Here is a 12213-nt window from a genome sequence, read left to right as displayed (position 1 = left end):
ATAGAATTTTTTTTATAAAAAAATAAAAAAATAGAAATTTTCCTAGTGAGGATCATTTCTATGTTGTCTTCTTTCATTACTTGAAAGTCATTTTTTTCTTAATCTAATATCATCTGGCGTAACTTCAACAAGTTCATCTCATTCAATAAAGTCAAGAGCTTCTTCTAATGTGAATTTTCTTGGTGGAGTAAGTTTTACAGCATCATCTGTACCACTAGATCTAGTGTTAGTAAGTTTTTTAGCATTAGTTGGATTAACTTCTAAATCATTATCTCTTGAGTGTAAACCAACTATCATTCCATCATAAACTTGAACTTGTGGTCCGATAAATAAAATTCCACGATCTTCTAAGTTATTTAAAGCATAAGGTAAAGAAACTCCACTTGCCATTGATACTAAAACTCCATTGATTCTTCCTTCAATTGGTCCTTTGTATTGTTCATATCCAATTAGAGACTTAACCATAACTCCTTCACCTCTTGTGTCATTTGTAAAATCAGATTTAAATCCAATTAATCCACGAGTAGGTACTGCATAAGTTACTTTATCTCTAATTCCGTCAGAATCCATATCAAGCATTTTTCCTTTTCTTAAATTAAGTTTATTAATAACTGTTCCTGAGAATTCTGATGGCACATCAACTATTACTTTTTCGATTGGTTCAAGTTTTTCTCCTTTTTCATCCACTTTAAAAACAACCTCTGGTCTAGAAATTCCTAATTCAAAACCTTCTCTTCTCATTGTTTCGATAAGAACAGATAAATGCAATTCTCCTCTACCTAAAACTTTAAATCCATCAGCACTTGAATCTGTCAAACTTTCAACTTTTAATCCAACATTAACTTCTAATTCTTTATCTAATCTTTCTTTAATGTTTCTAGTTGTAACAAATTTTCCTACTTTTCCTGCAAATGGTGAAGTATTAACTAAAAAGTTCATACTCATTGTTGGTTCTTCAATAATGATCGGAGGAAGAGCGTCAATATTATCAGGATTATTAACTGTATCTCCGATTGTTAAATCTTTAATTCCTGAAACAACAACAATATCTCCTGCTTGAGCTTCTTTTACTTGAACTCTTTTTAATCCTTGATAAACAAATAAACCTGAGATTTTTTCACGATTTATTGTTCCATCATTTTTAGAAATAGCTACTTGTTGTCCTTCTTTTAAAACACCTTTAAATAATCTTCCTATTCCTAATCTTCCAATAAATGAATCATATGCAAGTGAAGATATTTGTAACTGAGGATTTTCATTTATTAACTCTGTTGGATAATTCCCTACTTGTTTGATAATAGTTTCAAATAAAGGTGATAAATCATTTGATTCTTCATCGATTGAGTATTTAACAATTCCTTGTCTTGCAATTCCAAATAAAGTTTTAAATTCTAATTGTTCATCATTTGCATCTAATTCCATAAATAACTCTAAAACTTCATCTACAACTTCTAATGCTCTTTGATCTTTTTTATCTATTTTATTAATTAATAAAATTGGTTTTAAACCTAATTCTAAAGCTTTTGAAAGGACAAAACGAGTTTGAGGCATTGGTCCTTCTGCTGAGTCAACTAACAAAATTACAGTATCAACTGTTTTCATAATTCTTTCAACTTCACTTGAAAAATCAGCATGGCCTGGCGTATCAACTATATTAATTTTATAATCATGATATTCAATAGCACAATTCTTAGAATAAATAGTAATTCCTCTTTCTCTTTCTTGATCATTACTATCCATAACTTGTTCTTTTACTTCTTCATTTGCTCTAAAAACTCCAGCTTGATTTAAAAATGCATCTACTAATGTTGACTTTCCTGCATCAACGTGTGCTATAACAGCAATATTTATTATTTTTTTGCTCATTTAATTTTCTCCTAAATGTTTCACATAAAAAAATAATACCAAATTTTTAGGATTTTTTTATCATAATTCAACATAAAAATAAAAAAACATTGAGTTATATTCAATGTTTAAATACTAATTTTTAAATGTTACTAAATCAAAACTTGTTTTATATTTTGCTGAAAATCAATCATAATTACCTTCAGCATGTAATCTTTCTGTTGAAATGTCTTGGTATATAATTCCATTTATACGACCTCCTGTAACATTTAAAGTTATATAAATGGTAAAAATAGCAACATCCTTAATACCATTACTTTCTGTATAACTTTTTTCAATTTTAAATATTTGAGTTTTGTTACCGTTATTTAAATTTTCTATAGGTAATTCTAACTCATATTTTTCTGAAGATTCGTAATGACTATTTGAATCATCTCAATTTACACTACCTTTATAAGGTTTAGATCATTTTGCCTCTACTGTAAATGTAAGTTTCATTTTTGTATACTCTTGTTTGATTGAAGAAACTTGTTTTCCTAGTGATTTAAAGAAGGATACTCCACCATAATCTTCAATTCTTTTTATTGAACCCACTGTACTTGAATCTTTAGTTCATTTTGCATCATAAGAATCATTCATATTATAAACTAATGGTTCAGGTGGAATTTTATAACTTATGTCTAAACTATTTTTAAATCATTTTTTAGCTAAATCACTTTGTGCTCTAATTTTTGCTGAATCTTTTCCTTGCTCATAAATTTCCAATCCATCAAAAATATCTTTATTAAATCCGATGTTTTTATTTAACTCATAAAATTTATTTTTCATAGCTGTTGCATCAAATTTATCAAATTTTCCCAAATCTCCGTTTAATGTACTTAAATCGAACTGTTTAATTACATCAAATTTTACTGTTTTAGAAACTCTACCATTTTTTGATTTAATTGTCATTTCTAAAGTTCTACAGAAAATATCTTTTGATAAAGATTTGACTATGATTTTATGTCTTACAGAATCATAACTTGCAGAAACTACCCCATTTTTGCTAAATTCAAATACAGATGGATAATTATCTGAGTGTACTAATGAACTTCCATTTGTTACATCAATTTCTTGAGTATCTCCAGCATTCATTTGACTTACACTACCTAATTTAAAATCTACTTGTGGAATTGTTATTGAATAAGTAATTGATTGAACTGATCCATTTTTTGAACGTACTGTAATTGAACCGTTATTGACACTTTGATCTTTTGCTACAATTACAATTTCATTTACACTTCTATCATAACTTACATCAATTGCATCTTTATTATATCCACTAAATTCAGTTGGTAAGTTTTTATCAGAATCATATAAGTCATTAACATTTGTGACTTTAATTCTTGTTGATTTATAAACTTCTAAATTAATTGAAGTAGTATCTAATTTAAAGTCAACTTTTGGAATAGTAATTGAATAAGTAATAGTTTCAACATTACCTTCTTTAGATCTAACAGTTATTATTCCATTTGTAACTTCTTTTGATTTAGCTTCAATTACAATTTGAGCATTTTTTCTGTTATACCTTACACTTACTGCATTAGTATCATATCCACTAAATTCAGTTGGTAAGTTTTTGTATGCATCGTATAATTCATTAACATTTGTAACATCAATAGTTGTTTTTGTTTTTGCTTGAAGTACTACATTTGTTTTTTCTAATTTGAAGTCAACATTAGGAATTGAAACAGTAAATTTAACTTCTTTTCTAGCTCCTGACTCTGATTCGATTATTATCTGTCCATTTGCAACTTCTTTTTGTTTTGAAACTATTACAACTTGATTATTTTTACTATCATAACTTACATCGATAGCACTAGTATCATAACCACTAAATTTAGTTGGTAAGTTTTTTGACGCACCATATAAATCGTTTATATTTGTAACTTTTAAAGTTGTTTTTTCATTATACTTTAGATTTATTTCTTTAGCTTCTAATTTGAAGTCAACATTAGGAATTGAAACAGAATAACTTATTTCTTCACTGTGGCCTGTTTTTGATTTAACTAGAATTGTTCCGCTTGCTACTTCTTTTTGTTTTGCAACAATCACTACTTCATTTTTTACATTATCATAACTTACATTAATTGCATCTTTATCATATCCACTAAATTCTGATGGTAAGTTTTTTTCAGCACCATATAATTCATTTATATTTTCAACTTGAATTCTTACTTCGCTATTGTATTGAAGTTTTGCATCATGAGTTTTTAATCTAAAGTCAGCTTTTGGAGCTGTAATTGAATAATTAATATTTTCAAAATGACCAATTTTTGAGCTTACTTTAATTACTTGATTTGTAGCTTCATTTGATTTTGCAATAATATCAATTTGTTTTGTAACTTCATTAAACTCAACACTTAATAAATCATGATTATATTCAAATTGTTTTGGTAGGTTTTTATCTGCATCATATAAGTCGTTAATATTTTTTACATTTATACTTGTTTTTTGATTATAAACAAGAGATAAATCATGATTTTCTAACTCAAAGTTAACATCTAATGTATTTATATTTACATTAATTGTTTGTGGTTCATTTAAAAAATTATTTGATCATACTTTAACTCAAGCATTTACAACAGGTTTATTAAATGCAGTTATTTTAATTGCTTTTTTATTTATATCTAACTCAGCTTTTAAAATATTTGTATCACTAACTGAAATTTTATCTGGCATATTGTCTTGAACATATAATTCATCGTAGTTTGAAATTTTTATATACGTTTCTTCTTTAATGTTCATATCAACTGATTTGTGTTCTAAAACTGCTTTTACAGCAGGACAATCTAATGTTACTTCAATAATTTCACTATGTTCTTTTGCAATTACTGTTACTTTTAATTTGTCACTTGTATATCCATTTATAGATGATATTAAAATACCATTATTTTCAGCAGTTAAACTAGCGCTTATATAATTTTTACCATTATCATCAACTTCAACTTTATATGGAATATTTGAACTATCATATAGGTCATCAAAATTTGAAATATTAACGATTTTACTACTATTTCTATCAGCTTTTAAGTTAATTGAATTTTCGCATAATTGAAAGTCTACTTTTTTCGCTCATAAAGTTACACTTATTTTTTGTTTGCTATTTTCTCTTCCATCAGCAGAAATTAATGTAACTTCTAGTGCATTATCTTTTGGTGGTTCTTTTACATCTTTCGCTTTAATAACAACACTTTGTACTTCTTTATCAAAACTTACTTCTAAATAATTTGAATCATACTTTTCAGCTTGAGGATAATTTTCTGGTGCTACTAATTGATTAAAATTTTTAACTAAAATATTTTTTTGTTCTCCAATTCTCAATTCTACATGTTTTTTCTCTAATTGGAAATCAGTTTTAGCATAGTGATAAACACTAAAATGAATAGTTACATTTCCTTTGTATTTTTCAGAGTTTTCATTAGAAGAAACTAATAAACTACCACTAAATTCATTTTCATCATATTTATATTGTGAAAATGTTACTTCTCCTTTTAATTCACTATATCTATTAAATAATTCATTTCTTAAATCATCTTCACTATAAGCTTTTAAATTTTCAAATTTATGATTTACTATTACTTCTTCAAGTTCTCTTCTTGTATCAGCTGGAACACTTGGTTCTTCAGGTTGAACTGGTGTTTCTGGCGTGCTAGGATCCTCATTTGGAAGAGTATTACTTTGTCCACCTTCATCACTGTTTCCGCCATTATTATCTAGATTAGAGTTATTATGATCACTAGGTTTTCTACTAACAGATGAGTTTGTTATTGTACTTAAAGATGAAGTTGCTATAATCATTGATGATAGAAGAGCAAGTAGATTTTTCATAAGCTTTCCTTTCTAAATTTTATTATTCACTATCATTTTTACTTTTACTCTTATATATTATGTTTAATTACACTTTTTATCAATCTTTTAGTTTTTATTAACTATAAATAAACCATTTAAAATCAATCTTAAATCAAATAAAAAAAATTTTAAAAAATGATATTTTTTTTAAAGTATAAAAAAACACCTATTGTGAGGTGTTTTAAAAATATATTATCGATCTTCAGTTTTTGATTGATCAATAGCTACATTTTTTTCATAAATTGTTTTAATATAAGATTTTTTAATACTTAAAGCATTTATAGATACTTTATTTTCATAAAGCATAAAACTTGTATTTCCTTGTTTACCCTTCATTGAGAAAAAGTTATATTCAATAGTGCTTGTGGTTTTTCCAATTTGGTTTAAATTCTCTAATTCTACAAATGATTTCTTTAAAGTATCAAAAACTTTTCCATTTTCAATTGGTGTTCCTAAAATTTTTGTATCAAGGTTAAATAAATTACTAAATTCAAAATTAAAATCCTTAAAATCAATGTCATCTAAATCAACTGCTAATTTATTATCTTCAAATAAAAATTCTCCAAATTCTTCAATTGCTTTAATTACATCTTTATCCAATATTCCTTCTTTATAAGTTAATGGTTTTATTTCTTTATCACTAGCGTTTGAATCTCCACATGCAACAACAACTGATGGAGTTGCTAACAAAGTAATAGAGCTTAATATACTTAAAATCTTTTTCATACTCTCTTTTCTATCTACTTTTAGTACAATATAGTGTTATTATAAGTTTCTATATCATCTAAAATTTCTTTTATTATACTCCAAGCAGTTTCTAAATTCTTAGTCATCGCAATAATTTGAGAATAAATCGTTTTATTTTTAATGTAATTTAAAAACTCATTTTGATCAAAATCATCAAGAATAGTTTGAAACACTAATTTAATATAATAAATAAATAATATGCTACTAATATCTCAAAACTTTTTTTCTAATTGTTTTAAGTCTTGGTCATTAACTTTTTCAACTAAGTTTTTAACTTTTAAAAATAAAACGTCTAAATTTGATAATGATAAATTCTTATAAATCTTATAATCATTATTCAAGATTTCTAAACCACTTTGTTTTTTTCTTAAATTTAGATAGTTTTCCAATAATGTTGAAAAATATGTACTATCTTTTTTGCAACAAAATGGAAATTTGTCTTGTAAATTGCTCAATTTTTTGTCCCTAATTTTTTAATGTTTTATAAAATATTTCTTTTGCATCTTCGTTTAACATAATAGTTTCAGACATTCTCATGCCATCTTCTTCCATTAATGGTTTATTTTCTTCAATAATAGTATTAGTTATTTTTTCTTCTTCGGCTATTATTTTTTCTCTTAGTAACAATGCAAAATAAAATTTAGTTGAATAATAAATTGCAAAGTTGTAAAGAACAACTTCTTCTGAGTGTTCAAATTCATTTTTATTTTCACTATCATCTTCTAATAAATCTAAAAGATCACTTATTAAGTCATTTATCAAATAAGTTTTTTTAACTACCAATTTAGAATCATCTAATAGCTCAGATAATTTCACTATTTCATTAATTAATTCTTCTGTAATTGGTTTATATTTTGTCATTATTGTTAGATCTTTAAACTCATTAACAAGTGCATCATATAATGTAACTATTAATTCAACAAATGCATAATCATATAGTCTTTGATCTTTGTCTTTAATGTCTGGATCTTCATAAATTTTTTTTGAAACATCATAAATATACTCATAATCTGAGAATGTATCACAAATAGCCATTAATCTTAATAAGCAACTCAAACTATCTCTATCTACTTCTTGTTTTTCTGTTACTTCAGTTTCTTCAAATGCATTTTCCATATAATCTCTAAAATCAATCATATCTCTTTTTTCAAATCATCTTTTTTCAAGTAATTTTAAATATCGATTTTCAGAACCAAAAAGCGAAAGAAGCATATAAACCTCATTTGAAATTATATCTTTTGGTATATGACTGTAATACTCTCATTCTTTGTATTTCATTGTTTGTTTATCCCTTCAGCAACTCATTCAAATAGTCTAAATAACTTATTGCAATTGCAAGAATTGCTCATAAATTAATAACCATATCTTCTGCTAACTCATCTTTTATTGAAAGTAATTCTTTGAAATACTCAAAATCACCATCAGGCTTGATAAAAATTGTTTTTTCAAGTTCTTTTACATCATTTCAAAGTTTTCTATTCAATATTTTATTATAATACTCATCCTTAACAAAATTGAATTTTTTTGCATTTTTTTCTATTTCTTTTAATTGTTTATCATTTTTTTCAAATCCTAATGAATTTGCTTGGTTAATAATATATTTTGCAAATTCACCATCACTTGTTTTTGTTACATTTATTAATTGTAATCAATACTCACTTGATAAAGAATCTAATGTCACCATTAGTTGTCTAAAAAGATTGATTAAAATAATATAATCATTTACACCTTCATTTAACTGCATAATTACAGCAACACTATCTGCTGATGAAATTATATTTATTGCTTGTAATAAGGTTTTTTTGTACGTTTTATTAATATATTTATAAAAACCATCTCTATTTAAAGCATATTTCTCACTAAAAGAAACTAAATTTTCACTAAAATCTTTAACTACATTTATTAACTCAGATTTATCAAAATTTTTAATTAGTTCATTTGAAGATTTTAATAATTTATTTCAAACTTCTTTTTCCATATTCACTTCTCCTAAACTATTTCGTATTTTTCGTAATATTGTTCGATGATAGTTTTAAACATATTAATTTTTTTCATTTCAATAGCTGCATTTGGATCTGGATTAACATCTGGGTGAAATTGTTTTGCTAATTTTCTATATATTTTTTTAAAATCACTAGGCCGATCCATTTTTGAAATTCCAAAGTAATTAAATGCATCATTTACTTCATCATTAAATACTAATGTTTTTGTTTTTTCAAAGAAATCTTCAAAATCACCATCAGTTTCATCAATATTATTGTAATACTCTTGAGTAAATGAGTGAATAGTTTCATTGAAATCTTTTTGATAAATGTAAGTTTCTAAAGTTAAATCAACAACTTGATCAAACATTCTACTTCAATGATATGTAAAATCATCTCCTAAATCAATGATTTCTTCAACCAACAAATGATGTTTATATGGAACAATATCAATATCTGCAATTAATAATAAAGCTTTTTCAACAATACATTCAATAGCATCTAAAGCAGTTCTTTGCATAACTTCAAAAACCCGTAACAAAGTCTTATCATTGATGTTTTTATTTGAAAAAGTTGCATTAAAAACTTTTCAAAATTTTATAGTTGTATAATAACAATATTTTGTACATGCACTAATAACTAAGGTTGCTCCATAACTACCAATTTTTTTGTTTAAAAAATCATAGGTTTTTTCAAAAAAACTTGTACAAGGATATGAAGTAAATTCTTCATTATAATCTAAACTTATAAATCTTCAATTGTATGCTTCTTCTAATTTATTTGGAAAAAGTTGATTATTTAAAAACTCTTTAATTTCTAAATTATATGATTCGATCATTGCTAAAATATTTTCAATCGTTCAATAATAAACATCTTGAGATGCTCTTTCTCATTCTATAAAACTTGACTCATCAAAAGAGTTGTTAAAAATTGAGCTTTTTTTATTAAACTCTTTTTGGAACTTTTTAAACTCCTTTTTTCAGCCCATAGTCATAACTCCTTATAAGAATAATTATACTTTTATTATATCTAAATTACTACTTTTAATAAATCACTAGCTTTTTTATAATTTGGTAAGTAATTTTGAACATAGTATCAGAAATTTTTAGAATGATTTTTATGAACTAAGTGGGTTAACTCATGCACAATAACATAATCTAATGCATCAAGAGGATAATGAATTAATCTGATATTTAAAACGATTTTTGATTTTTCAGGATAACAAATTCCTCATTTTCCTTTCATTTCTTTTACTGACAAATTTTTAAAATCTAAATTCATTACTTGTTTTCAATAACTTATTCTTTGTACAAATATATTGTAATATTCAATAGACATTTTTTTATACATATGTTTTATTGTTAATTCTAATGACTCATATAATTTGTAAGTATTTTTTTGATTTTCATTTGGTTGAAGTCTAAAAAATGTTTCAATTTTTTTGTCAAAAATTTTTACGAATCCAGGATTTGCAACTTCAACTTTTTTATTCTTTTCTTTAAAATCTATTACTTTTTGAATTTTTGCTATATTCTTATAAATAAAATGTTCAATTTCTCAATCTTGAATACTCAAAGGTGCAGACACTGAAAGTTTTGTGTCAACAATTTTAAGTCTTATATATTTTTGATCTCTTAAAATTAAATCGTACTCAATCGGTTGCGTTTTATAGCTTAGTGTCTTTTTTAGTTTCAACATAATTACCTTCTCTTAAATTAACAAATCTACTTGTTATCTTTTTCCTTTTTTACTTTTTCAGGTTTTTCTTTTTTATTTTTTCACTACTTTTATTTTTAGAATATTTATTTTTCTTTGCTAATTTTCTTGCTTTTCTTTCTTCTGCTATTTTTTCTAGTCTATCAATTCTTCTTTGTCTATCTTCATCGATTAAATCTTTGCGTAAGTTTTTAATTTCAGTATTTAAATCTTCACTTTTAATTTCTCCAAACTCAAGTCTTCCTTCAATTACATTATCAACAAGTGATTGACCAACTTTTGGTTGTGAATATAAATCATCATAATCAAGTTTATAACTTTTAATTAATCCTGCTTCAACAGAAACAAATACTCCTACTAGAAGTAAAAAACATCATGTAATTTGATAAACGATATTTCAAGGACTTTTAAAAGTATAAGTTTCATTAAGTGCAAGATATGAAATTCTTAAAGGATATTGAGGACCATTGATATCTATATCTGGTCCCATTGGGAATCTTGATTTTAAAAAGTAAATTGCATAATCAATACCTAAAAAAAATAATGGTCAAAAAAATAAATTAAAAGCAAAAAATGCTTTTCCTGCTCATTTTCTTGTATAAAAGAATGGTAAAACTACACATAAAAAAATTAATAAGAACGAAGCAAATCAAATGATTGGTGCAGCAATATTTATAACATTATTAACATATGCAATATCAACAGTAAAGAGAACTTCTCCGTTAAGCATTTTTGGATGAACAACTGTTGCGCAAATATATCAAACTAAGTTTCTAGTTCCAGGATCATAAGCGAATGCTAGGGTCATCATAATTGGTGCTATAATTCAAAAAAATATAATTGCAATTCTAAAAATTAATACTAATATTAAAAAAAATCTACTTGTTGCTCTGGCAGCTGATAATTGTTCCTTAGTTTTTAATTTAATATCATCTTTAAACTTTTTAAATTTTTTTGAAAATCTTGTTTTAAAACTCTCTTTTGGTGTTTTTTCTTTCTTTTCTTTTATAGCATTAAGCATTATTTCACCCTCTAACTTTATGATTTTATCATTTTTATAAAAAAAGAATTTAGTATATAACTAAATTCTACATTCTATAACTAATGAGAACTATCATCTCTTTTTTTAGCTAAATATTTAAATCCACCTGCTAATCCACTATCTTTTCTAGATAATGATGTAGAACTAATACTATCATAATCTTCATTATTATAAATTGATGCTAATGGATCTTCGTCTAAGAAGTCATTTTTAGCATTTTGAAATTGTTGAACAGTATTAATTTGTTCTGTTTCATAAAATGAGTTATTTTCTTTTTTTGGTTGCAATACTTCTTGAGGAACAATATTTTGTGCTCTTGCTTCTTCAATAGATAATGGTTTAATTTTAACAGCATCATCACTATCATTTAAATCTAAACCGACTTTTATACCGTTTAAATATCCAGTTTTTTCAATTTCATCAATTGCTTCATCATAACTTTTGCTCAACCCACCTTGCATTTGGTGAATTCTTGCTTTTAAAGCAGTAGAATCTTGAATTTCAACATTATTAATCATCGGCATTGGTACAGATGATATATCACTATTTGCATATGCTCCATTTCCAACTTGTTGAATAATTGTTGTTGCTTGTAAGTTAACTGCTGTAGAAAGTATTGTTAAAATAATGTCAACTGCAACAAATATCATAAGCATAATTCCAAACATAATTCTTGATGAATTTGATGTTAAATCAGCAAAACAATACATACCAATTATTAAAATAAATATTAATGATGCAACTACATTAATTCCACCAAAAACTTTCATTACTTTATCTTTTGTACAATTTGCAACAATTGAAAAAGTTAAATAAAGTAATGCAAACATTATATTTAAAATATCTAGCGTTTGTAAATTATGAATAGTGTAACTAACTACTCAACCAGTGTCTATTTTTGCAATAACTAAAAAAGGCATAACTAGTATAGCCATTAAATCAATAAATAAAAAAATAACAAATCTTCAATTTCTTACAGCTTTCATACTC

Annotated in this window: 10 protein-coding genes; all 10 read right to left on the bottom strand. The window is 25.2% G+C overall.

Annotated features, from left to right (window positions below):
• Nucleotides 1-42 precede the first annotated feature (42 nt).
• Nucleotides 43-1866 (bottom strand): translational GTPase TypA, encoded by a 1824-nt coding sequence (gene typA / locus STABA_RS01505; RefSeq protein WP_156005815.1) that lies wholly within the window; start codon nt 1864-1866, stop codon nt 43-45.
• 114 nt (nt 1867-1980) lie between these two features.
• Nucleotides 1981-5715, bottom strand: a complete 3735-nt coding sequence (locus STABA_RS01500) for a hypothetical protein (RefSeq protein ID WP_156005813.1) — start codon at nt 5713-5715, stop codon at nt 1981-1983.
• Nucleotides 5716-5928: 213 nt separating this feature from the next.
• Entirely contained in the window at nt 5929-6462 is a 534-nt protein-coding gene (locus tag STABA_RS01495; RefSeq protein WP_156005811.1) for a lipoprotein, read from the bottom strand.
• A gap of 20 nt (nt 6463-6482) precedes the next feature.
• Entirely contained in the window at nt 6483-6938 is a 456-nt protein-coding gene (locus STABA_RS01490; protein ID WP_156005809.1) for a hypothetical protein, read from the bottom strand.
• A 10-nt stretch (nt 6939-6948) separates the two neighbouring features.
• On the bottom strand, nt 6949-7761 hold the full coding sequence (locus tag STABA_RS01485) for a hypothetical protein (protein WP_156005807.1): 813 nt from the start codon (nt 7759-7761) through the stop codon (nt 6949-6951).
• Between the two features lie 7 nt (nt 7762-7768).
• Nucleotides 7769-8461 carry a hypothetical protein gene (locus STABA_RS01480; RefSeq protein WP_156005805.1) on the bottom strand — a complete coding sequence of 231 codons (693 nt, stop codon included), beginning with the start codon at nt 8459-8461 and terminating at the stop codon, nt 7769-7771.
• A gap of 11 nt (nt 8462-8472) precedes the next feature.
• Complete coding sequence (locus STABA_RS05865; protein ID WP_211360464.1) at nt 8473-9453, bottom strand: DnaJ domain-containing protein; 981 nt, start codon at nt 9451-9453, stop codon at nt 8473-8475.
• Nucleotides 9454-9494: 41 nt separating this feature from the next.
• On the bottom strand, nt 9495-10163 hold the full coding sequence (locus STABA_RS01470; RefSeq protein WP_156005803.1) for a M48 family metallopeptidase: 669 nt from the start codon (nt 10161-10163) through the stop codon (nt 9495-9497).
• Between the two features lie 49 nt (nt 10164-10212).
• Nucleotides 10213-11202: a hypothetical protein gene (locus STABA_RS01465; protein WP_156005801.1), complete on the bottom strand. Its 990-nt coding sequence runs from the start codon at nt 11200-11202 to the stop codon at nt 10213-10215.
• An 80-nt stretch (nt 11203-11282) separates the two neighbouring features.
• Nucleotides 11283-12209, bottom strand: coding sequence for a hypothetical protein (locus STABA_RS01460; protein ID WP_156005799.1), 927 nt, complete (start codon nt 12207-12209; stop codon nt 11283-11285).
• Nucleotides 12210-12213 lie beyond the last annotated feature (4 nt).

This window comes from Spiroplasma tabanidicola, assembly GCF_009730595.1.
Taxonomy (GTDB): domain Bacteria; phylum Bacillota_I; class Bacilli_A; order Mycoplasmatales; family Mycoplasmataceae; genus Spiroplasma_A; species Spiroplasma_A tabanidicola.
This window is presented reverse-complemented; position numbering and strand designations above follow the sequence as displayed.